Source organism: Mucilaginibacter flavus (genome assembly GCF_030409315.1).
Classification (GTDB): Bacteria; Bacteroidota; Bacteroidia; order Sphingobacteriales; family Sphingobacteriaceae; genus Mucilaginibacter; species Mucilaginibacter flavus.
In genome coordinates this window covers 39,850-64,068 of the sequence record NZ_JAUFPS010000041.1, presented here as the reverse complement: position 1 = coordinate 64,068, position 24,219 = coordinate 39,850, and the positions used below count along the sequence as shown (strand labels likewise).

The window sequence follows — 24,219 nt, the reverse complement described above, 5'->3', positions numbered from 1 at the left end:
AAATATTTAGATATGAGAAAGAGAAACTTAATTAAGGTGATTGCCATCGCAACGATAGGCCTGTCAATTAATTTAACATCATGTAAGAAAGATCTTACGCCCCGTAATGCAGTAACTACAGATAAAGTTTATACAGACTTTTCAAACTATAAACCAATTCTTGCCAAATTATATACTTCATTTGCGTTAAGTGGTCAGCAAGGCCCCGCGGGTAACCCCGATATCGCCGGCATTGACGAAGGCTTTAGCAACTATTTGCGCGAGTATTATAATATGCAGGAACTAACTACCGACGAAGCCGCCATAGTTTGGAATGATGGTACCATCCACAACTTGCATAACATGACCTGGAACTCACAAAATGAGTTCATTACAGCCATGTATAATCGTATTTTTTATTCAATTTCGGTTTGTAATGAATTTATCCGCCAAACAACTGATGCTAAATTAGCAAGTAACGGTATTACAGGCAATAACCTTACACTGGCCAAGCAATACCGCGCTGAAGCTCGTTTTTTAAGAGCCTTGGCTTACTGGCACGGCATCGACCTTTATGGCTCAATTCCATTTGTAACCGAAAACGATGTTGTTGGTGTATTTTTCCCAAAACAAAAAACACGTACAGAGATATTTACCTATATCGAAAGCGAGCTAAAATCTGCCGAGACAGATATGGGCGCACCACGCTTTGAGTATGGCCGTGCAGATAAAGGTGCTGCCGACATGCTTTTGGCAAAATTGTACCTGAATGCCAAAGTTTACACCGGTACAGACAGAAGTACAGATGCCATAACTTATTCAAGCAAAGTTATAGCCGACGGCTACTCGTTGGAACCCAACTTTAAAAATCTTTTCCTGGCTGATAATAACAAATCAAACGAGATTATTTTCCCAATTACGTTTGATGGTTTACACACTACCGGTTACGGAGGTATTACTTACCTTATCCATGCTCCTGTTGGCGGTAAAATGAAAGCAGCCGACTTTGGTATCAATGGCGGTTGGGCAGGTATCCGTACTACCAAACAATACGTAAGCTTGTTTGCAGATCCAAGTGGCAATACCGACAAAAGAGCGGTATTCTTTACCGATGGCCAAAATCTTGAAATTAATGACGAGTACGCGTTTACCGATGGCTATGCTATTCAGAAATTCAGAAACATCACTTCAACGGGTGCAGCAGGTTCTGATGTAACCGGTAACTTCCCTGATACCGACTTCCCTATGTTCCGCTTAGCTGATGCTTACCTTATTTACGCCGAGGCCGTTTTACGTGGTGGTACCGGAGGTAATTTAGCTACGGCTTTACAATATGTAAACCTTGTGCGTACAAGGGCTTACGGCGGCAGCACAGCGGGAAACATTATCGCAAACCAGCTTGATTTGCCGTTCATTTTAAATGAAAGAGGTCGCGAATTCCTGTTTGAAATGCATAGAAGAACAGACTTGATCCGCTTTGGCAAATTTACCGGTGCCGATTATATCTGGGCCTGGAAAGGTGGCGTAAAAGCTGGCGTAAGTGTTGATGCACATTTCAACCTAATGCCAATTCCATCTGCCGATATTGTAAATAACCCTACTTTAAAACAAAACGACGGTTATAAATAAAAATTTATCCCCAGGGTGTTTCCTGCACCCTGGGATACTAATAAAATATTTTATTAAACAGATTAAAAGATCGAAATGAAAAAACTTTTAACCAAAATTTTGGCAATAAGCAGCATCGGTTTGCTATTGCTGCCATCCTGTAAAAAGGATGAAACCCGGGTTGTGAGCAATGTGGGCAAAGCAGGTACGCTAACTGCATCATCAACAACCCCTGTACTAACCAGAGAAACAGCCGCTAATGTTGCTGTAACCTTTAGCTGGCCAGCAACTTCGGTTACAGGTTATGCTGCACCGGTTAGCTACACCTTACAAATAGACACTAAGGGATCGAGCTTTAAATCAACTAAATTGGTTGAAGTAGCATTAACCGGCCAAACCCAAACTTATACTGTGGGGGCTTTAAACGCTATTTTATTAGGCATGAATTTATCGTACGATAATACCACCGATTTAGAAGCACGGGTAAGATCCACGGTAGCCGCCAATTCAATTAGTTACACCAATGTACTCACCTTAACAGTAAAACCTTACAAGCTGGCAAGCTACGTTTATGTACCGGGCGCCTACCAGGGCTGGAGCCCATCTACCGCCGATAGCTTAAAATCGCCAAACAGCGATGGCCTTTTCGATGGTTATATAGCATTTACTCCAGGGAATCTTGAGTTTAAAATAACTCCCAAAAAAGTTTGGGACGTTGCCTATGGCGATGCTGGCAGCGGTAAAGTAAGTACAAGTGGTGGCAATTTGTCTGTTCCCTCTGCCGGTTTATATGAATTACATCTTGATTTAAATGCATTAACGTTTACGGCAACCAAACAAATATGGGCCGTTATTGGCGATGCTACACCGGGTGGATGGAGCGACGATACCGATATGACCTACGATGCATCAACAAAAACTTACAGCGTTACTGTAGCTTTAATTGGCGGTAAACAATTTAAATTTAGGTTTAATCATGCATGGGATGTAAACCTTGGTGGGTCAACATCAAGCTTAACCCAAAACGGATCAAACATTGATGTGGCGGTAAGCGGTACTTACAAAATAGTACTTGATGCAAACGCCAATACCTTCAGCATCACCAAGCAATAGAAAATACTTGTACAGTTGATTGATTTGAAAGGGCCCGCCTGGTGAAAACCAGCGGGTTTTTTTATTCATTGGATTGACGGCGTTCGGGCAATTGTACCTTCAAACGCGACCATTTACCGAGCGGTTTATCTTTTACCAGGCCCTTCAAACAAAAAAGCCGGACAAAGCCGGCTTTTTTGTTAATTTATAATAGCATTGGTTGCAGTTTAAACAACCCTGTTTCCGTCCCATTTTTCAAGGTAATCTGCTACCCTACGTACAAAAGAGCCTCCTAACGCGCCATCCACTACCCTATGGTCATAAGATAAAGACAGGAACATCATATGACGTATCGCGATAACATCGCCTTCGGCAGTTTCTATTACGGCAGGCTTCTTTTTGATAGCGCCTACAGCCAGTATAGCTACCTGTGGCTGATTAATGATAGGTGTACCCATTACGTTGCCAAAAGAACCAACATTAGTTATAGTAAATGTACCTTCTTTTACATCATCTGGTAACAGTTTACCGTTACGGGCGCGGCTGGCCAGGTCATTAACCGCTTTGGTGATACCAAGCAAGTTTAACTCATCGGCTTTCTTAATTACAGGCACAATAAGGTTACCGCTTGGCAAGGCTGTTGCCATGCTAATGTTGATAGCGGCTTTTTTGATGATCTGCGTACCGTTAACGGTCACGTTAATCATCGGGAAGTCTTTGATAGCCTTAACTACCGCCTCGATAAATATCGGTGTGAAAGTGATCTTTTCACCTTCACGTTTTTCAAAGCTGTTTTTGATCTTTTCGCGCCACATTACCAGGCTGGTTACGTCGGCTTCAACAAAAGAGGTTACATGCGGCGAGGTTTGCTTACTCATCACCATGTGATCGGCAATCAGGCGGCGCATCCTATCCATTTCAATGATCTCATCCGCGCCGGATACCGAACTTAAAGGAGTAACAGGTTTAGTTTCAACCGGCTTTTCTTTAACAGGCTCAGGTATATTTTCAGGCTCTGGAGTCGCAGCAGGCTCGGCGGCAACTACAGGTTCAGCAACAACCGCTGGTTCGGTAACAACTACAGGCTCAGCAATTGGTGTTGCCACAGGCTCCTCATCCGGTACGGCTACTACTGTTGGCTCAACCGTTTGGGTTTCGGCAGTAACAGATGCTGTAGTAACAGGTGCTGTAGTAACCTCACCCGGTGCTTCTGTTTTTTGCACAGCAGCCGGCGAGTGTTTATATTGAATGTAACTTAAAAGATCATCTTTTGTTAAACGCCCTTCTGATCCTGTACCGGGAATGGTATCAAGTTCGTTGATACTAATTCCTTCCTGACTTGCAATGTTGCGCACCAACGGCGAATAGAATCGTCCCTCGCCTTTAAAAGATTGACTATAAGGTGATGGAACTTGCTGCTCCAGCTGGCTTATGCCTGGTATATCAAGAGGTGCTGGTGTATCTGGTTCTTGTTCAGTTACCACAGGAGCTGTAAACGATGGTGTTTCCACAACCGGCAACGGCTGCTCTTCAACCGCAGGGGCCACCGGCTCGTTAAATGGCACGTGTTCAATAACGGGAGTGTGTTCGGTAAAAGTTTCTGGCTCTGGTGCGACAATAACAGGGCTGTTTGATACCTCTGCTTCGGCAGTTTCAATGATGGCTATAACAGCCCCTACCTGCACTACATCATTCTCCTGGTAAAACTGTTCAACTAATTTACCAGCCACTGGCGAGGGTACATCAGAATCGACTTTATCGGTAGCTATTTCCATTACCGCCTCGTCCGCGTCAACATGATCTCCTGGCTTTTTGTTCCATTTAATCACCGTTGCTTCGGCAACGCTTTCACCCATTTTTGGCAGTAACAGTTGGTATTTGGCCATACGTAGAAATTATACTTTGACCCCAAAAATATGTATTTTAAGCCTTAATCCGCAACATCTGTTAGTAAAGTATTCAACATTGATAATGCCGTTACAGCGCTCCTTTCGATGTTTTGTTGCCGTTTGTTACCAAATGTGTATTTCTTTATCAACTGCTTTCCGTGGCCCGCCACCGCAATCCACACAGTGCCAACAAGTTTGTCTGCAGTGCCTCCATCAGGCCCGGCAATACCAGTTACGGCAATGGCAAAATCCGATTTAAAATTAAAAAGCGCGCCCTCTATCATTTCTTTTACAGTTTGCTCGCTCACCGCGCCAAATTGCTCAAGCGTTTCATGCTTTACGCCCAAAATATGCTCCTTAAGATCGTACGAATAAACAATACCACCGCCTAAAAACGTTTTTGACGAGCCGGGATGCTGCGTAAACAAATGGGAAATATACCCACCGGTGCAACTCTCGGCAACGGCTACGGTTAAGCCCATATCTTCCATCTTATTCATGATGGCTTTTTCGAGCGGGATATCCTCATCAACTACAAAAAACCTGCCTATCCGCTTAATTAATTTAGCGGCAAACGCATCCACTTCTTTTGTCAGCAACTCAACGTTATCGCCAAAGGCACTTAAACGTAACCTAACCTGGCCAAGTTTTGGCAGGTAAGCCAGCTTAATGTGGGCAGGAAGCGAATCCTCTATATCGGCAATTCGTTCGGCTAAAAACGATTCGCCCTCACCTACTGTTAATAAAGTTTTGTGAACAATGGATGGCAGTTTTACAGTGGCCTGTAACTTGGGTATCACCTCTCCCTCCATCATATACATCATCTCAAACGGCACACCTGGCATCGATACATAAATAACGCCTTCGTGGTTAAACCACATGCCAGGGGCTGTTCCGTTTTTATTGGGTACAACCTCGCAATTTGATGGAACTAAGGCCTGCTGCCTGTTCACTTCCAATAAAGGCCGATTGTACTTTGCAAAAATTTGAGCTACATTTTCAAGGGCTTCCTTATTTTCAATCAGCCCTACGCCAAAATACTCTGCCAGTGTTTTCTTGGTAATATCATCCTTAGTTGGCCCCAGGCCGCCTGTAATAAAAATTATTTTTGCACGGCCAGCGGCTTCAGCAAGTGCCTTTAAAATATGATCTTTATCATCAGATACCGACGAAATCTGTTTAACCCGAATGCCTACTTTATTCAACTCTTTGGCCATCCAGGCCGAGTTGGTATCAACAATTTGCCCTATAAGTATTTCGTCGCCAATGGTAATAATTTCTGCCAGCATAGTGATTAATAAAAAGTCCTGTTACTTGAATAATCGTTCCTTTTGCTCAGTTTCAAATCCTGCAAAATGGTTGATTTAACTTTCAAGGTAACGTTATACGATTTTAAGTAACCGAAAGGTACCCATTGAAATGAAAGATCCCAACAATGTAAGTCGCGATAAATAGAAAATGACGTTGCGCTGCTCAATTTAGCCGCCTTAAAGTCATAGTTGGTTGAGTACTGAATCTTCCACTTTTGGGTGATACTTACGTCACCGCTTATCATAATGGTATTGCTGGTTGATATTTGGTTAAGATAATTACTATAGCTATAGCTATAGTTAAGGGAGATATTCCAGGGCACATTAAAATCCACATAGGAATTTGGATCGCTGTTAATGAGTGCCAGTCGCTGAGCTTGTTGGGCACCGATACTTTGCAATGTGTTAACAGCCGGAGTACCGGGCGCTTTAGCCGTAGTAGAATTTAAACTCCCACTTGCCGAAATACTGGCCTGACTTAACTGCGGAAACTGGCCATTTGACCATCGGTATTTATTGATAAGCTGACTTGTACGTACGATGGTATTATTGGCGATAGAATCATGCACGCTGGTAACATATGGGTTAAACGCCCCACTAAAGCTGATATTTACCTTTTGCTTAAATATAGCCGTATGACCCGAAAACTGGATGTTTGCCAGTTTCATAGAATCCGCCGCGAAGTTGTAAAAGGTTGAAAATGATAAACCCTGTAGCAATGTTATTTTCCTGTCGGTACCAGATGTATCGGTACTTTTGGCTTTTAACTTAGCTTCGATTGTATTATCCAAAGCAAAACTGATACCCGCCTGTTTACCGCTTGAAGGATAGCCATAAACACCGTTTTCAAAAATAGAATATTTGGTATGCGTGTAAGGGTAAGGCACACTTGCCGTACTTACGGCAGTTTTATAGTAGCCGTAAGTTGGGTCCGAGTAATCGGGGGTGTAACCAAAACCCAATGATGGCGTCATCACGTGCCTGATGGCTTTTAGGTTACCGTGTTTAAAATTCCAGGTGCCATATACTTTGGTTGATAAACCGGTGCTAAGGCTGTAGTTACCGGCGCGTTTAAAGCCCTGTAAAGTATCGGTAATTAAAGCGTCGGTACTGGATATACTTCCGCGTTCAAAATGTTTGTTGATGCTTTGAAAATACCAGCGTTCGGTGTAGTTCACGCTGCTGTTAAATTGAAAGTATTTAAGCACATTAAGGCCCAAACTTACCGGAATCTGGTGCTGAAAACCGTTTTGCAGGCGCCTGGTAACGGAGCTTTTAAATAGTTCCGATTCCGGAATGTTGTTTACCTTATTGGTGGCATTAAGGTTATAACTAATGGTAATTTTTTGATACCATTTTTGCTCGCCTACCCTATCCTTTGAATCGAAGGGATTGATGGACGACATACCAAACGCTACAGTGGGCAACTCAATGGTGATGGTTTTATTGGCAATATCCTGACTATGCCCAATACCCACACTTAAGTTAAACGGCGTACCGGCCCAGGTTTTACCATAGGATATACTTGAACGCAAGCTACTTTGCGCAGCTGTTACCACGTTATAATTTGAAGTTGATGGGTTACGCGAAAAGTAACCGGATGTACCCGCGTTTACCGAAGCACTGAACGTTGAACCAGGGTTGGCACTTGGATCTTGCGAGTGCGTCCAGTCGATGTGAATATCCTTTACCGGTGGGTCGCCCGGCAACTGGTAATTATGCGAACCATAACTTAAAGATAAGTTACCGCTGTATTTATAACGCACTAAATACCTCGATGTAGCATTTACTTCATATGATCCTTTAGAATATATGGTACCCGTAGTGGTTAAATCCATGTAATCGCTAAAACCAAGGTAATAGCCAAAACCGGCCAGCTTAAAGCCCAGTTTGGCATCCTCGCCAAAGGTTGGCAATATCACCCCGGATGTTCGCTGGTTGGGCTTAGGGAAAAAGCCGAACGGAATAGCCAGTGGTAAAGGAACGCCCTCAATTTCAAGGTAAGCCGGGCCGGATATGATCCTGTTTTTTTCGCCAATCCCTTTGGTGATCACGATACCAAAGTGGGTATCAGGATACGGCAAATCGCAGGTACTAAAAATTACGTTGCGATAAGCAACCTCAGTTTCGTTCAATTTTTTGGCCTGGCCGCCAGATATAAAGTTACCCTCCTGCTCAGATGCAGGATTGTATAGTTTACCTTTTTTGGTATTGTAGTTAAATAATAAGGAATCTGAAGCGATTGGCTTTTCGTTTTTGGATTTTGAAATCGGTCGACCTATATAGCGTTTTGTCCGTGGGTCGATGCTGCCGCTGGCAAAAATGAGGTGATTTTTTTGGTCAACCCTAATGTAATCGGCATCCAGCTCAAAATCTTCATAAGTTACCCTTGCCCTGCCGTATAGGTACAATACGTTATGATCATTGTCAACAATGGTCGAATCTTCGGCAACAGCCTTTACTTCAGATTGTATGGCACCTTTATCTTTGGTAGTATCTACTTCGGTAGCAGCTTTTTTACCAGGAATAACAGGCACAGGACTAATCTTTTTATTTTTCCCGGTGTCTATCTTTTTAGTAATAGTATCGTTTAAGGGAGCGATATTCAGGTTTTTTCCGGCCTGCCCATCATTATTAAGCGATGAACTTTGAGTAGATTTATTAATTTTAAGAAGTTTACGATCCTTCTTCTTGTTGGTGTCAAGTTTTATAATAGTATCGGCAACAACCTTGCGGCTATAGCGCTTATGTGTACCTTTGCTTTGCGTAACATATACACTCACCGTTAAAATAATTGCAAGTAGAAAAAAAGGTGTTATGAATTTCAAAATTGATTATGAATAGTATTTTTGCAGATATAGTTAACAGCGTTCAAAAATAATGAAAAATAGGGCATTGAAAAGATTGATTTATAGTTTATCGGTATTAGTGATACTCCTTTCATATTTCCCGGGTACATCTTATGGTTCCATAAAAACAGACACTATTTTAAATAACGGTGGTTTTAAAATCAAAACTATCATTGTCGACCCTGGTCACGGTGGTAAACCTACCGGTACGGGTCACTTTTCTCATGGAGCTTCGGGCAGCTTTTCACAGGAAAGAAATGTAACGCTTGCCATCGCACTAAAATTGCAAAAAGCCATAGAAAAAGATATGGCCGGTGTAAACGCGGTTTTAACACGTAGTACCGAAGACGATGTATCATTTGAACGCCGTGCCGAAATAGCGAACGAGAACAAGGGAAACGTATTTGTATCTATCCACTGCAATTCATTATCAGACAGGCGCGTGCGCGAGCAGGTGGGCACCAAACATCATAAAGCTGTTTATCGTACGGTTACCGTACCAGATCGTTCTGGCCGAGGGGTGTTGCTGCTTATTTATGGTTTACACAGATCAAAAGAAGAAGAAAAAACAATTGTTCACAACCAGGTTGAAGAAGACTCTGGCATGGATGCCGGCTTGGACCCCGATGATCCTGTTACTGTTATTTTAACTAACGAGTATAAAAGAAAATTCAGACAGCAAAGTATTAAACTGGCTACGCTGATTAATAACGAGTTTACCGAAACAGATGGCCGTCAAAGTGAAGGTTTAAGGGAACAGGGTATTTATGTATTATGCCATACCGCCATGCCTTCGGTATTGGTTGAAACAGGATATATTAACAATCCTAAAGATGAAGAATACCTAAACTCAGAAGACGGACAAAACGAGATTGTAAACTCAATAGTACGTGCTTTATTAAACTATAAAGCAGCCGTTGAGCAGGTTGCCCAGTAATAAAAACAAGCACTTAGCGTTTACTGCCAAACTTAATGCCCTGCTCAAACGTATATTAAAAAGTAAATACATTACCTATAGCACTATGGTGCTTTAAAGCAAAAACATATAATCACACATACTACTTACTCTGCTTAATGAAAATTTCAAACGAAACCAAAATAGGTGCGCTTACCGTAATAGCTATAACTATACTTGTATTAGGCTATAGCTTTTTAAAAGGCAACGACGTTTTTTCGGGATCAAATAAATTTTATGCTGTTTACAATAGCGTAGAAGGACTTGGCGTATCCAAACCGGTATTAGTAAATGGTTTCCAGATTGGTCGTATTTCCAAAATGGAGCTTCAGCCCGACGGCCGTACTATTGTTGAGTTTAATATTGAAGAAAAGTACGATGTACCTAACAACACACTGGCTAAATTAGAAAGTACCGACCTTTTGGGCAGTAAAGCCATTGTTTTTGAACTGGGTAACAGCAAAGTGCTTGCCGAAAATAAAGATACTCTTAAAGCTGATATTCAAGGCAGCCTTGCAGAAAGTCTGCAACCTATCCAGAAAAAGGCCGAGCAATTAATCAACAAGCTCGATTCATCGCTTGCGGCTATCAACAAAATTTTGAACCCCAACTTTCAAAAAAATGTTGACCGTAGCTTCATGAGCATTGCCAACTCATTGCAAACATTAGAAGGTGTTACCAAAAAAATTGACAACCTGGTGGGCAGCCAAACCAAACACATTGATGGTATCCTTTCAAATGCCGAAGTAGTATCTGGTAACCTGAAAACCAGCACAGTACATGTTAACGGCATTACCGCCAACTTTGAAAAAGTAAGCAATGATCTTGCTGCATCAAACATCAAAAACACCTTAGATAACGCCAATAAAGCCATGGCCGACCTTCAAGCTACCATAGCCAGTATGAACTCGACCAAAGGTACCTTAGGCTTACTGATTAACGATGATAAAGTTTACCGCAACATGGATAACGCAACCAACAGCCTCAACAACCTGTTGATCGATCTTAAAGCCCACCCTAAACGCTATGTAAGCTTCTCCGTATTCGGCGGCAAAAAAGACTGAGAAAAGAATAAAGAGGTTAGAGTCAAGAATCAAGACAGAAAAATAGCAAACAAAAAGGCCTGCAATCGCTTTGATTACAGGCCTTTTTATTTGTAAAAGAATCCTGATTGAAAATCAAAATCCAAAAAATCTGAGAAATCTCCTTAATCCCGGTTCAGAAAAAATCATTTTCAAATCAAAAAATCTGCACATCTGAAATTTGCACATTTGCACATCAGTCTATATAAAACGTCCTGCCTTCTATAGCCAGATCTGTGTTGGGAAAAACAGAACGTGCTTCTTCTAACAGTTCGTTGAGCGTTTTATAACGCGCCGAAAAGTGCCCAATAAGTAAGCGCCTCGCATTCGTTTTTAATGCCACCTCGCCAGCCTGTAAGGCTGTGGTGTGATTTGTTTCCCTGGCCCTATCCAACATATCATTCAAGAATGTGGATTCGTGATATAGCAGTGTAGCGTCGGTGATCTGCTCAAAATAAGCTTCTGAGTAAATAGTATCAGAGCAATAAGCATATGATTTGGGCTCGGCCGAATCTGTAGTTAAGTCTTCGTTTTTAATTACGTCGCCGTTAGGCGCTGTATAATCAAATCCTTTTTTTAATGAGGTGAAATATGGTACCGGGATTTCTAATTGTTCAATCACTTCTTTACGAAGTTTACGCAAGCGTTTCTTCTCCCTGAAAATAAATCCGGTACAAGCTATACGGTGAAAAAGCGGGATTGTTTCAATGATAATATCATTGTTGCTTACTATCACCTCGGGTTTTTCTGTATTGGTTTCTTTAAACTCCAGCGGAAAATGAAGTTCTGTTTCTGAATATTTTAATTGCAGATTAATAATCTCCATTAAATGTGGCGGACCGAAAAGATAAAGCGGCTTTTTGCGCCCGTTAAGATGCATGGATGATAGTAAACCTACCAGGCCCAGGTAATGATCGCCGTGAAGGTGGCTGATAAAAATATAGTCTATCCGGCTGGCTTTAACATCAAAACGAAGCATTTGTTGCTGGGTGCCTTCGCCGCAATCTATTAAGTACAGGTGCTCATTGATGTTGAGCACCTGCGCTGTAGGATTTCTGTTAAATATGGGAGTTGCAGAGCTGCTACCGAGTATTGTTACCTCAAATTTCATAATGGGATAACAATAAATAATTTATCTTGATTCTTTTTTCAATTCCTTTTCGATCTCTTCCATAAAGATCAAATCAACACCTTCTTCTGCTGTAGGTACAATGGTAAGTACGTTATCCAACTGCGAAATGGTGATTAAACGTGCAACAGCATCGTTTAAACCGGCAAGAATAAATACGCCCGAAGCGTTTTTACATAAACGATGACCAACCAACAGGCTACTTAAACCAGATGAATCGGCAAACTTTACGTTAGAAAGATCGAGAATGATATTCCTTTGTCCCTCCGTATTGATCAGAATCAGTTCGGATTTTAGTTGAGGTGTAACTAATGAATTCAGCTTTGATTCATTCAATTTCACCAAAATATACTTCTCGTGTTTATCGACAGCAAATTTCATTCTTATTAAAATTTATAAGCTAAGATATGATTTATTTATGTGGAATTAAAAATTACATCACACTAAGTGCGTTGTTAATCGCTCCTTCTACCCTGTTTAATACGCTTTCGGTATCCGATTTTACAAACGGTTCGCCAATTATCTTTTCGTAAAGCTCAATATAGCGTTCAGAAATCGACTCCACAATTTCGGGTGTCATCACCGGCACTACCTGTCCGTCTTTACCCTGAAAACCGTTTTCAATCAACCACCTTCTTACAAACTCTTTTGATAATTGCTTTTGAGGCTCCTCCTTTTGCTGGCGCTCCTCGTAACCTTCTTTATAAAAATAGCGTGATGAATCGGGCGTGTGAATTTCATCTATCAGGAAAATCTCACCATCAACTTTACCAAACTCGTATTTGGTATCAACCAAAATTAGTCCTTGCTTAGCGGCAATTTCGGTACCACGTTTAAATAAGGCCTGGGTGTAGGCTTCCAATTGAGCATAGTCTTCGGCAGATACAATGCCACGTGCAAGGATATCTTCTTTTGATATATCCTCATCATGCCCTACCGATGCTTTGGTGGTTGGCGTAATGATGGGTTGTGGTAAAATGTCGTTCTCTTTTAAACCCTCGGGTAAGCTAACACCACAAACCTGCCTGCGGCCGGCAGCGTATTCACGCGCCGCATGACCAGCCAGATAACCGCGTATTACCATCTCTACCTTAAATGGCTCGCAGATACGGCCAATGGTAACGCTTGGATCTGGCACCGAAATAACCCAGTTGGGTACAATATCGGCAGTAGCCTCTAAAAAGCGGGCAGCTATCTGGTTTAACACCTGTCCTTTGTAAGGAATAGCTTCGGGCAATACCACGTCAAAAGCCGATATCCTGTCAGATACCACCATAGCCAGGTATTTATTATGTATGGTGTAAACATCGCGTACCTTACCCTTATAATAGCCCGTTTGTCCCGGGAAGTTAAAATGTGTTTCTTTTATTGCGTTCATTCTTTTAGTATCAAGTAGTAAGTATCAAGTAGTAAGACAAAGGTTGGCACTTCTTATCACGTATCAAAAATCAACTCTTAAAGTCAAAATCTTGATACTTGATACTTACTACTTGCTACTCCTTTATTGTATATCCCCGTAAGCTGCTAATATTTTGCGTACCAGTTTGTGGCGTACAACGTCTTCTCCGCTTAGGTATACTATTTCAATTCCTTTAATATCTGTTAATATGCGCAGGGCTGTGTGCAGGCCCGATTGTTGTTTTTTTGGTAAATCTATCTGGGTAACATCGCCGGTAACAATAAACTTAGCCGATGGACCCATACGTGTTAAAAACATTTTTAACTGCATATCGGTAGCGTTTTGGGCTTCGTCCAAAATCACAAAGCAATTATCCAACGTACGGCCGCGCATAAAGGCTAATGGTGCAATTTCAATGGTACGGTTCTCCAGGTAAAACTTCAGTTTTTCTGCCGGGATCATATCATCTAAAGCATCATATAACGGCCTCAGGTACGGATCAATCTTTTCCTTCAAATCGCCGGGTAAAAAACCAAGGTTCTCTCCTGCTTCAACCGCTGGGCGAGTAAGGATAATACGCTTGATCTCTTTGTTTTTGAGTGCACGTACAGCAAGTGCTACCGCGGTGTAGGTTTTACCTGTACCGGCGGGGCCAATGGCAAAAAGGATATCGCTTTTGTTAATACTATCAACCATTTTACGCTGGTTGGCAGTACGCGCCTTTACCATTACACCATTCGGACCGAAAACAATCACCTCGCCGCTGGCAAACTTATCGGTTACCTGCTCGGCAGATGGCGCTGTAGTTGCTTTTGACCCTAAAATACGTTCAAGGTCGGTAATGTTCAGGTTCTCAAATTTCTCAACGTGACTAAGCAGGTGCGAAAATTTCTCCTGGAAAACATTCAGTTCGTGATCATCACCCAAAACTTTTACTTCGCTGCCCCGTGCAACTATTTTAAGCTTGGGATACTGTTTCTTAATGATCTCAAAATGATCATTATTAGGCCCCCACAATACGGCTGGATTTACGTTTTCAATTGATAGCTTTAGTTCGTTCAATACTAATTTGATTTTTAGTTACGGATTTTTATGAATTAAAAATTGAATATTTGTAGCTTCAAATGCTATTACAAGATTAGCAATAAATATTTATAAAATTAATGGCAATAATAACATTAACTACTGACCTGGGCGATAAAGACATTTATCAGGCTGCTTTAAAAGGAAGCATCTATAAATTACTCCCCACAGTGAATATTGTTGATATTACCAACAGTGTGGCGGCCTTCAATGTGCAGCAGGCCGCGTTTATATTAAAGAACAGCTTTTATTACTTTCCCGAGGATACCGTGCACCTTATAGGTATTGATACCGTTTACAGCGATCATACAAAGTACCTGGCGGTAAGGTACAAAAAACATTATTTTGTAGGTGCCGATAATGGAATTTTTTCGTTGATGTTTGATACCGAGCCCGAGGAAATTGTGGAGATAAATATTATGCAGGATTTGAAGTTTTTACACTTCCCTCTTGCCGATATTTTTGTAAAAGCCGCCTGCCATTTGGCTAAAGGCGGTAAGCTAAATGAAATTGGTTTACCGGTGCAGGATATAGAAAACAAAATGAACCTGCAGCCTGTTATCGAAAAAAACCTGATCAAAGGCGTGGTGATTTATATTGATTCGTTTCAAAATGTAATAACCAATATTACCAAGGAGTTTTTTAACAGCGTACAGCAAGGCCGTAAGTTTGTGTTGAATTTTAAACGCAATGAAACCATAAACCACCTAAGCTGGCATTACAACGAGGTGCCCGTTGGCGAAAAACTTTGCCTGTTTGGCATAAGCGATCATTTAGAAATTGCCATTAACAAAGGTAACGCCAGTGGCTTATTGGGCTTAAACCTTAATGATAAGGTGATTATTGAATTTCAGTAGTTTTAGGATATGAAAAAATTGATACTACTTGGTTTACTGTGCCTTTTTGCCATGGGCGATGTTTTCGCGCAAACTCAAATTGATGCCGATTCTGTTGCCTACCAAAATCAGCGTAAAAAAATAAACCAGATGCTGGCCGACCGTAAACTTAAATTTGGGCAATACAGCCAAAGTTTAAGTCAGCATACCGGTATTTTTGGTTTTCAAACCAAAGATGATATTCGCCGGTCGAGCGCTATTTTGATGGATATAGCCAAAACGGACGATAACATTTTTAAAGAATTAAAAATTCTGTTTGAATACAGCGCTTTTCAGCAACGCCGCATACAGGATCACGGGAAAGAAGCTGAAACTATCAGTCAAAATTACGCGGCCGCTTTAAATAAACTAAAGCAACGCGACGCGCAGTTAAAGGTCGATTTAGAACACAAAAGTACCCTTAGCACGGTTTATATTACCATCATCGTATTCATGTTTGCGTCAATTTTGTATTTGTTATACCAGAGAAACAAACTTAAGGCTTAAATTTGCCGGCTTAACTACTAAAACTATAAATGGCAAGAGGACGACTGAACAGTGGCGCGAAGACTGAAACCGAACTACCAAAAGCAAAAATAAACAGGCAGAGCATCCAAAACATCCGTAAACTGCTCAATTACATTAAACCTTACAGCGGCAAATTTATAGCAGGTATGCTATTTTTGTTTATATCAAGCCTGGTTGGTTTAGCGTTTCCTAAAATTTTAGGTTCGTTAATTGACGCGGCGCAAGGCAAGTATGTAAGCAAATACCTACCGCATAGCCTCAATGGCATCGCCGTTTTTGGATTTCTGCTGCTTTTTGGACAGGCCTTTGTGTCGTTTTTCAGGGTAGTGTGGTTTGTACAGGTTGCCGAACGTTCATTGGCCGATATTAGGCGCGATACCTATTTTAAGCTCATCACGCTTCCGATGAACTTTTTTGCCAACCGCCGTGTTGGTGAACTAAACAGCCGCATTTCTGCCGATCTTTCTCAAATTCAGGATACTTTAACAACCACCATAGCCGAGATTATTCGTCAACTGGTTATTATGGTAGGTAGCGTTATTTTATTGGCCATAGTATCCATAAAATTGACCCTCGCCCTTTTAGCTATCCTACCTTTCCTTGTTGCTTTCGCCGTATTTTTCGGAAAGTTTATCCGCAAGCTATCGCGCCAGGCGCAGGATAAATTGGCCGAGTCGAACACTATTGTTGAAGAAACTTTGCAAGGTATAGCCAACGTTAAGGCTTTTGTTAATGAGGCTTATGAGGCAACCCGTTACGATAAAATTTTACGCAACGTGGTTGATATAGCTGTTAAAGGGGCCAAATTCCGTGGCATTTTTGCATCATTCATCGTATTTTGCTTGTTTGGTACATTTGTGGGTGTTATTTGGTATGGATCTGTTTTGGTAAGCCACAATGAGATCTTAGTAGGCGATTTAACCACTTTTATCATGTACTCCATATTTGTGGGTGCAGCTATGGGTAGTTTTCCAGACTTGTATGCTAACCTGCAAAAAGCGGTTGGCGCAAGTGAACGTGTGTTAGAGATATTGGCCGAGAAAGGTGAAGATATCTCCATGATTGAAAGCAACAACAAAATAGACCAACCTATAAAAGGCGACCTGGCTTTTGATAACGTAGTATTTGCCTACCCGTCCCGTTCCGAGTTAACCATTTTAAAAGGAATTTCTTTTGAGGCATCAGCAGGGCAAAAAGTGGCTATTGTGGGGCCAAGCGGCTCTGGTAAATCAACCATGGCTTCGTTGATATTGCAATTTTATCACCCGCAAAACGGCAGCATTTTATTTGACGGTCGTGAGGCATCGGCATATTCAATTACCGATATCCGTAACCAGGTAGCCATAGTACCGCAGGACGTTTTGCTATTTGGCGGATCGATATTAGAGAACATAGCTTACGGCAGGCTTAATGCATCTAAAGAGGATATTATACAGGCTGCTAAACGTGCGAATGCGCACCAGTTCATTAGTTCGTTTCCCGAAGCTTATGAAACCATTGTAGGCGAGCGCGGAGTGAAACTTTCAGGAGGGCAGCGCCAGCGTATCGCTATAGCGCGGGCATTACTTAAAAACCCGTCAATCCTTATCCTTGATGAAGCCACTTCATCTTTAGATTCAGAATCCGAGCGTTTGGTACAGGAGGCTTTGGAGGAATTGATGAAAGATCGCACATCCATCATCATCGCTCACCGCCTTTCAACCATCCGTGAGGCTGACAAAATCATCGTTTTAGAAAAAGGCGAGATCATTGAAAGCGGTAACCATGCCGAATTGATTGGCAACGAACAGGGCTTGTATCGCTATTTAAGTCAGTTACAGTTTGAAACGCAAGCCGGGTAGTTTAGGTTATACGTTGAGCGTTTTACGTGATACGTTTTGAAAAGCCCTGAATAAACTATTATATTCACCAAATAAGATGTGATTGCCTTGCATCGCAGTCACACAACACATAAGCGTACAACGTAATACGTATAACGTTCAACGTAACAAATGAAATTAACTATTCACGGGGCAGCCCGACAGGTAACCGGCAGCATGCATTTGCTTGAGGTTGACCAATATAAGATATTAGTGGATTGCGGGTTAGATTATGAGAAGGACCGCAGCATACAATCAAACGAAAACTTCCCTTTCAGGCCCGAGGAAATCGACCTGGTAATACTTACACACGCGCACATTGATCATTCGGGCAATTTGCCAACACTGGTTAGGCTTGGCTTTAACGGCCAGATCCTGTGCACCCCTCCTACTGCCGATCTTACAGAGTTACTTTTGTTAGATTCGGTGAGTATTTTCATGAATAAAGCCGGCAAGGGTAATCGTAAAAAAGGCAAAGGAAAATTCAATTCCGGCGGCGGCGCTCAGCCGCTATACCTGCAAAAACACGTGATGGATACGGTGGATAGGTTTGTAACCATTGGCTTTAACCGCCCGTTTAGGATTAATGGTAATATCGAATTAACCTTTATCCCGGTTGGTCATCTTTTAGGCGCGGCAGCAGCGGTTTTAAGGGTGACAGAACACGGCGAAGAAAAATCAATCGCCTTTACCGGCGATATCGGCCGGAAAAACTACCCGGTGCTAAATGATCCGCAGGAATTGCCTCCGGTAGATTTTATCGTATCAGAATCAACTTACGGCGGCCGATACCATACCAAAGGTAAATCTGTAGAGGATGCTTTAATTGAGGTTATTGAAAAGGCTTGTATAAAAGAGCAGGGGCGTTTAATTATCCCGGCTTTTAGTATTGGTCGTACACAATCTTTAGTGTATTCTCTAAACAAGATTTTCACCGAGGGTAAGCTTCCGCAGGTAAAAGTTTTTGTTGATAGCCCAATGGCTACCATGGCCACCGGGATTTTTCGCAAATACCACAGCCACGTAAACCAGGAAGCACAGGATTTTTATAAAGACAAAGGTGATGAGTTTGAATTTGATAACCTCACCTATGTAGAAACCTTGAAGGATAGCCGTCAGATATCTAATTACTGGGAACCTTGCATTATTATTTCATCGGCAGGTATGTTAGAGGGTGGCCGTATCCAGGATCACCTGTTTTACAATATCCAGAATTACTATTGCACCATTCTATTCATAGGCTATTGCGCCAAAGGAACTTTAGGTCACCGGTTATTAAGGGGCGATCCTATCGTTCGTATTAAAGACCGTGAGCTATCCGTTTACGCCACCATACAACAAACCGATGTACTAAGCGCTCACGGCGACCACCAGGATTTAATGGATAACATTAAACACCAGGATAAAGCCAAACTTAAAAACGTTTTCCTGGTACATGGCGAAGACTCATCTATGCAGCTATTGGCTGATGATCTGGAAAAGGAAGGTTATAATGTTACCGTACCGGAGAAGGATGTGACTTATAGTCTTTAGCTCCAAGTTAAAGTCATGCCGAATTTATTTCGGCAACCCACAGGACATTTTGCTCGCATGAAGTATACTTAGCAAGTGGGGGGTGTTGAAACAAGTTCAACATGACAGATCATAAAGCTAAGGCGGCCGGTCATCCTGAGCTTGTCGAAGGGCGCGCGCAGAGGCCTTCGCCCGCGTGCTTCGACAGGCTACCCATGACATCTTTAATTAGACAGGGACTAACTCCCTATTCAACTCAAAGGCGAGTTTTACTAATCGCCTTTCTTTCTGTTCTTTAAGGATATTTTCGTAGGCTTGCAAACCATTTTCAACAAATTCGCTTCCTTTCACAATCAGACGCCAATACTGGGCTGCTAATTTCCTGGCAGTTGCTTTAATTGCTATTGCAAGGCCTTTCCTCCCCCTTAGCCTTCTTGCAAAAGCGCCCCATCCGATATATTTACTGTTTAACAGACCGTGGGCCATCTGTTTGAAGATTTGTCCTACAGTGGGTTTTCCCTTGCTTTTATTTTTATTCTTCTTTCCCGACCTGTCTTGTCCCGGGGCTAACCCAAGCCAACTCGTAAAATGTTTTTCACTCGGCCAGTTACTTAGGTCTGATCCTACTTCAGCATACAATTGCAACCAATTGTAATCGGTGAAGCCCGGAAGTTTGGTTGCATCCCTGCCGCCAAATATCTTCAGCAGATGGTCACCAAGGCCTTTGATAGTGGGTTTATTATGCCGGATCGTTTTTCTCTTTCCTCCTCCTGTACCCGGCGGCAGCTGTTTATCTTTATTGATCTTTTGCAATGTAGCGTCTATCTGCCGGTCGCAATCTAAGATTTGCCCCTGGTAAAACTGATAAGCTTTCAAAGCCTGTTCTAATGCAAAAAGTCCTTGAGGGGTGTAATGACCCTGCAAAGCCTTCAGCAGTTCTTCCTCTTTCTTTTCTCTGATACTTTTGTGGCACAATGAAACCAACTTACGTAAGTCTCTTTCACCACCCAGTATGGCAGTGATCAGGGCCATACCACTTGCTCCATGAACCTGGCTTAAGACTTCCGGTAGCCGGATATTCATTTCTATCAACGCTTTTTGCATATGCTGGACATGCATCGCAGCACTCCTTAAATGATCTTCCCGAAGGCGTTGATAGCTACGCAGTTCCTTGATCAATCCTTCCGATACATAACAACGGTTTAATAAACCATAACTATGCAGCTGCTGTATCCACTGGCAATCTTTTACATCTGTTTTTCTACCCGGTAACTGGCGTGTTTGCCGGCCGTCTACAAGCCACACATCAAGGCCTGCATCCACCAGGATATCATAAAGAACATACCAGTAAACACCCGTCGCCTCCATCGCAACAGTCGTTACTTTATTATCCAATAAATAATCACCGAGAGAAACCAGATCGCTTGTGAACGTCTCAAAGCACCGTACCGGACTATTTTCAACACCTACAAATACTTTACGGGAGCCGATATCAATACCGGCTGCATGAAAATGCATCTTTTCCATTCTTTGACTTAGTTTAATAAGCCGTGCCCGAAGGAGTGTAAAAAAAGACAGGCTACCCATCGGACAAATCACTCTTAGAAAGGATCGTACCACACTTTCAGACTCTGTTCTTCGGAACCATACTCAGCAACAGGCAATTTCGCACTATAACTTGAACGGCCACACTGCACAGCAAAACAAAGATATGTCATTTCCACTTTCACAGGCCCCGGATTTTATAACTCAGACTGACCCCGTTTCTTTTCTAATCCGATCATTCTGATTTTTAGAGGTTTCGGATTTTGCAACTCTCAACGAGATAGCATTTAAACCAAAATGGCACGAACTCCAAAGGAATCCGTGCCATTTGTTTTTATGGGCAAATTTCGCGCAAAATCAAATTCGTGAAATTCGATTCAATTCGCAAAATTAGTGTTACGCTTTCTTAAAATGATCAATGATCAGGTTAGCAAGTTCAACACCAATACGCTCCTGTGCCTCGTTGGTAGCAGCACCAATGTGCGGGGTAAGCGAAATTTTAGGGTGTTTTAATATTTCTTCGCGAGGGGTTGGCTCGTTGTCAAATACATCTAAAGCAGCAAATGAAACCTGACCGCTGTTTAAAGCGTCAACCAGGGCCAGCTCGTCAATTAAACCACCACGTGAAATGTTTACCAGGCCAACTCCTTTTTTAGTTTGCGCCAATTCTTCGGCACCTAAAAGGGCTTTGTCGCTAAATGGCGTGTGCAGGGTAATAAAATCGGCTGTTTTGATGATATCCTCTAAGGTTGAAGTTTTAACAGCTACTTTAACTGTAGTACCGCCACCTAAAACAATATCCAGCTCCGGGTTAAAAGGGAACAGGTCGTAAGCTAAAACTTCCATCCCTACACCAATAGCTATTTTAGCTACCTCTTTACCTATACGGCCAAAACCTACAATACCTAAAGTTTTACCGCGTAATTCGATACCTTTAGCGTAAGCTTTTTTCAGATCGTTGAATTTAGTACCGCCATCAACAGGCATTTTACGGTTGCTATCTGGCAAAAACCTAACCGCGCCAAATAGGCTCGCGAAAACAAGTTCGGCAACAGATAATGATGAAGATGCGGGCGTATTGTAAACGCTAAGGCCTTTTTCCCTTGCGTATTCAACATCAATGTTATCCATACCTACACCACCACGACCGATTACCTTCAAATTAGGGCAAGCGTCAATTAGCGCTTTACGCACTTTGGTAGCACTGCGCACAGTAATGGCATCGTACTCTTGTAATTTTACAGATAGTTCATCCTGTGGGATGTTATTAGTATCAACAAAGAAACCAGCTTCTTCTAAAAGTTGTTTCCCAATCGGGTCGATACCATCATTAGCTAATATTTTGATCATCTTGTTAGTTCATTGGTTCATTAGTTCATTGGTTCATTGGTTTGCTTCGTTAAATACTTAACGGGCTAATGAACGGCTAACTAATAAACAGTTTCTATTCCATTTATTTAGTCCGATAATTCGCTGATTCATCCGCCAAATACTAATGAACGAATGAACCAGTGAACTAATGAACATTTATTTGTTTGATTCAGCAAATTCCTGCATTACGTCTATCAGGGCGTAAACGCTGGTGATAGGCAAGGCGTTGTAAATTGATGCGCGGAAACCGCCTACACTTCTGTGGCCTTTAATACCTACTATGCCTCTTTCGTCACATAGTTTAAGGAATGGTTTCTCTAATTCCGCATTTTCCATTACAAAGGTAACGTTCATGTTTGAACGATCTTCAACGGCGCAAACAGGCTTAAATAATGGGTTACGCTCTATTTCTTCGTATAATACCCTTGCTTTGGTTATGTTTTCCTGCTCAATTACTTCAACACCACCTTTGGCTTTTAACCATTGCAGGGTAAGCATTGATACGTAAATAGCAAAACATGGAGGGGTGTTGTACATTGAACCACCTTCAATTTGAGTTTGGTAGTTAAACATGGCAGGGATTTTCCTGTCAACTTTACCTAACAAATCATCTTTAACAATTACCAGGGTTACACCTGCAGGGCCCATATTTTTTTGAGCACCAGCGTAAATCAAACCAAAATCGGCAACGTTTACTTTGCGGCTGAAAATATCAGACGACATATCGCAAACAACCGGTACGGGTGATTTAGGGAATTCCTGTAACTGTGTACCATAAATGGTGTTGTTTGAAGTGATGTGGAAATAAGCCGCATCGGCAGGAATTGTATAATCTTTAGGGATGTAAGTAAAGTTGGCATCTTTCGAAGAAGCGATAACTTCTACTTCGCCAAAATATTTAGCTTCTTTTAAGGCTTTGTTGGCCCATACACCTGTTTCAAGGTAAGCAGCTTTGCCTGTTGACGGTAACAGGTTGTAAGGAGCCAAAGCAAACTGAGTGCTGGCACCGCCCTGTAAAAACAATACCGAGTAACCTCCTGGTACAGCAAATAATTCTTTCACTAATGCAACAGCTTCATCTAAAACTGCTTCAAATTCTTTTGATCTGTGCGAGATCTCCAGTAATGATAATCCTGTACCATTAAAATCAATAACCGCCTCAGAGGCTTGTTTTAAAACCTCCTGAGGTAAAATGCCTGGTCCGGCACCAAAATTATGTTTCATAAATTAACGAATTGTAGGTTCTGAATACTGATTAGGAACTTTGTATTTAGTTGGGCCGAAGTTAATCAATTTAATAAAATACATAGCGTTTATTTACATTTTTTGAAAAAATAAACAATTAATCAACAAAAGCCTTTTTGATTGCAAATATCAAATTTATCCTATAAGGTTGGTAGTAATTATTACAATTGTAATAACTTTTAGGGGTGTTTTAGATTATATATCGCGGCCGCCGGATTGGCCGACGAGAATACAGAACTACCGGCAACAAGCACATTTGCACCTGCATCCAATAAATTTTGAATATTGTTTTGATCAACGCCACCATCAACCTCAATTAACAAGCCCGGATTTTTCTTCTGGCTCAGTTCTTTTAAGTCGTTTAGTTTTTTGTAGGTATTGGCGATAAATTTTTGGCCACCAAAGCCAGGATTAACAGACATGATAAGCACCATATCCAAATCGGCAATAATATCCTCCAATAAGGCAACAGGCGTATGCGGGTTAAGCGCTACTCCTGCCCTGCACCCAAGCTCCTTAATGGCCTGGATGGTTCTGTGCAAATGCGGACAAGCTTCGTAATGTACCGTCATACCATCCGCTCCGGCGTCTTTAAAGGCTTTTAAATAACGATCCGGGTCAACAATCATCAGGTGAACATCCAGCGGCTTGGTGGCGTGCTTTTTAGTGGCAGCAACAACGGGAAAACCAAAAGAGATATTAGGCACAAACATACCGTCCATAATATCAACATGCACCCAGTCGGCATCGCTTTGATTGATCATTTCCAGATCGCGTTGCAGATTGGCAAAATCGGCAGCTAATATTGATGGTGCTATCAGGTGGTTCATATGCAAATATATAAATCCCTATCATTGTGAGCAGCACATTTTTGTAAAGTTTTGCTTTGAAACTAATCGGATATCATCT

Annotated in this window: 19 protein-coding genes; 8 read left to right on the top strand and 11 right to left on the bottom strand. The window is 41.8% G+C overall.

The genetic code is table 11. The annotated features are described in order from the left end of the window. Positions 1–12: 12 nt before the first annotated feature. Positions 13–1,608: a RagB/SusD family nutrient uptake outer membrane protein gene (locus QWZ17_RS19650; RefSeq protein ID WP_290307005.1), complete on the top strand. Its 1,596-nt coding sequence runs from the start codon at positions 13–15 to the stop codon at positions 1,606–1,608. 75 nt (positions 1,609–1,683) lie between these two features. Further along, positions 1,684–2,700 (top strand): SusE domain-containing protein, encoded by a 1,017-nt coding sequence (locus QWZ17_RS19645; protein WP_290307004.1) that lies wholly within the window; start codon positions 1,684–1,686, stop codon positions 2,698–2,700. 206 nt (positions 2,701–2,906) lie between these two features. On the opposite strand, the gene QWZ17_RS19640 is transcribed toward QWZ17_RS19645, so the two are convergent. The 3 genes from QWZ17_RS19640 to QWZ17_RS19630 are packed head-to-tail and all read right to left on the bottom strand — an operon-like array spanning position 2,907 to position 8,661. Then, positions 2,907–4,565 (bottom strand): dihydrolipoamide acetyltransferase family protein, encoded by a 1,659-nt coding sequence (locus QWZ17_RS19640; RefSeq protein WP_290307003.1) that lies wholly within the window; start codon positions 4,563–4,565, stop codon positions 2,907–2,909. 44 nt (positions 4,566–4,609) lie between these two features. Continuing rightward, a complete protein-coding gene (locus tag QWZ17_RS19635) occupies positions 4,610–5,857 on the bottom strand; it encodes a competence/damage-inducible protein A (protein ID WP_290307002.1) in 1,248 nt (415 codons plus the stop codon). 5 nt (positions 5,858–5,862) lie between these two features. Beyond that, complete coding sequence (locus QWZ17_RS19630) at positions 5,863–8,661, bottom strand: putative LPS assembly protein LptD (protein WP_290307001.1); 2,799 nt, start codon at positions 8,659–8,661, stop codon at positions 5,863–5,865. Between the two features lie 97 nt (positions 8,662–8,758). Between QWZ17_RS19630 and QWZ17_RS19625 the strand changes: the two genes are divergently transcribed. Together QWZ17_RS19625 and QWZ17_RS19620 are read left to right on the top strand one after the other, a co-directional pair. Then, positions 8,759–9,664 carry an N-acetylmuramoyl-L-alanine amidase family protein gene (locus QWZ17_RS19625; protein WP_290307000.1) on the top strand — a complete coding sequence of 302 codons (906 nt, stop codon included), beginning with the start codon at positions 8,759–8,761 and terminating at the stop codon, positions 9,662–9,664. Between the two features lie 137 nt (positions 9,665–9,801). Further along, positions 9,802–10,746, top strand: coding sequence for an MlaD family protein (locus tag QWZ17_RS19620; protein ID WP_290306999.1), 945 nt, complete (start codon positions 9,802–9,804; stop codon positions 10,744–10,746). A 214-nt stretch (positions 10,747–10,960) separates the two neighbouring features. Here QWZ17_RS19620 and QWZ17_RS19615 read toward each other — a convergent pair whose 3' ends face one another. From QWZ17_RS19615 to QWZ17_RS19600, 4 genes are all read right to left on the bottom strand, one after another. Then, the gene (locus QWZ17_RS19615; RefSeq protein WP_290306998.1) at positions 10,961–11,875 is read right to left on the bottom strand and encodes a ribonuclease Z; all 915 of its coding nucleotides are present in this window, start codon (positions 11,873–11,875) and stop codon (positions 10,961–10,963) included. 21 nt (positions 11,876–11,896) lie between these two features. Continuing rightward, a complete protein-coding gene (locus tag QWZ17_RS19610; RefSeq protein ID WP_259090294.1) occupies positions 11,897–12,274 on the bottom strand; it encodes an STAS domain-containing protein in 378 nt (125 codons plus the stop codon). Between the two features lie 52 nt (positions 12,275–12,326). Then, positions 12,327–13,271: a phosphoribosylaminoimidazolesuccinocarboxamide synthase gene (locus QWZ17_RS19605; RefSeq protein ID WP_290306997.1), complete on the bottom strand. Its 945-nt coding sequence runs from the start codon at positions 13,269–13,271 to the stop codon at positions 12,327–12,329. 123 nt (positions 13,272–13,394) lie between these two features. Continuing rightward, complete coding sequence (locus tag QWZ17_RS19600) at positions 13,395–14,354, bottom strand: PhoH family protein (protein WP_290306996.1); 960 nt, start codon at positions 14,352–14,354, stop codon at positions 13,395–13,397. A gap of 101 nt (positions 14,355–14,455) precedes the next feature. On the opposite strand from QWZ17_RS19600, the gene QWZ17_RS19595 reads away from it, so the two are divergent. The 4 genes from QWZ17_RS19595 to QWZ17_RS19580 all read left to right on the top strand — a co-directional run bounded on the left by QWZ17_RS19595 (position 14,456) and on the right by QWZ17_RS19580 (position 19,170). Beyond that, positions 14,456–15,232, top strand: a complete 777-nt coding sequence (locus QWZ17_RS19595) for an SAM hydrolase/SAM-dependent halogenase family protein (protein ID WP_290306995.1) — start codon at positions 14,456–14,458, stop codon at positions 15,230–15,232. A 9-nt stretch (positions 15,233–15,241) separates the two neighbouring features. Further along, positions 15,242–15,757, top strand: coding sequence for a hypothetical protein (locus QWZ17_RS19590; RefSeq protein ID WP_290306994.1), 516 nt, complete (start codon positions 15,242–15,244; stop codon positions 15,755–15,757). Positions 15,758–15,786: 29 nt separating this feature from the next. Further along, a complete protein-coding gene (locus QWZ17_RS19585; RefSeq protein WP_290306993.1) occupies positions 15,787–17,619 on the top strand; it encodes an ABC transporter ATP-binding protein in 1,833 nt (610 codons plus the stop codon). 150 nt (positions 17,620–17,769) lie between these two features. Further along, positions 17,770–19,170 carry an MBL fold metallo-hydrolase gene (locus QWZ17_RS19580; RefSeq protein WP_290306992.1) on the top strand — a complete coding sequence of 467 codons (1,401 nt, stop codon included), beginning with the start codon at positions 17,770–17,772 and terminating at the stop codon, positions 19,168–19,170. 207 nt (positions 19,171–19,377) lie between these two features. On the opposite strand, the gene QWZ17_RS19575 is transcribed toward QWZ17_RS19580, so the two are convergent. The 4 genes from QWZ17_RS19575 to rpe form a co-directional block, all read right to left on the bottom strand. Further along, a complete protein-coding gene (locus tag QWZ17_RS19575; RefSeq protein ID WP_290306991.1) occupies positions 19,378–20,676 on the bottom strand; it encodes an IS110 family RNA-guided transposase in 1,299 nt (432 codons plus the stop codon). Positions 20,677–21,090: 414 nt separating this feature from the next. After that, positions 21,091–22,044 (bottom strand): D-2-hydroxyacid dehydrogenase, encoded by a 954-nt coding sequence (locus QWZ17_RS19570; protein ID WP_290306990.1) that lies wholly within the window; start codon positions 22,042–22,044, stop codon positions 21,091–21,093. Between the two features lie 177 nt (positions 22,045–22,221). Continuing rightward, positions 22,222–23,289: a 3-phosphoserine/phosphohydroxythreonine transaminase gene (gene serC / locus QWZ17_RS19565; protein ID WP_290306989.1), complete on the bottom strand. Its 1,068-nt coding sequence runs from the start codon at positions 23,287–23,289 to the stop codon at positions 22,222–22,224. 200 nt (positions 23,290–23,489) lie between these two features. After that, positions 23,490–24,140: a ribulose-phosphate 3-epimerase gene (gene rpe / locus QWZ17_RS19560; protein WP_290306988.1), complete on the bottom strand. Its 651-nt coding sequence runs from the start codon at positions 24,138–24,140 to the stop codon at positions 23,490–23,492. Positions 24,141–24,219: the final 79 nt, after the last annotated feature.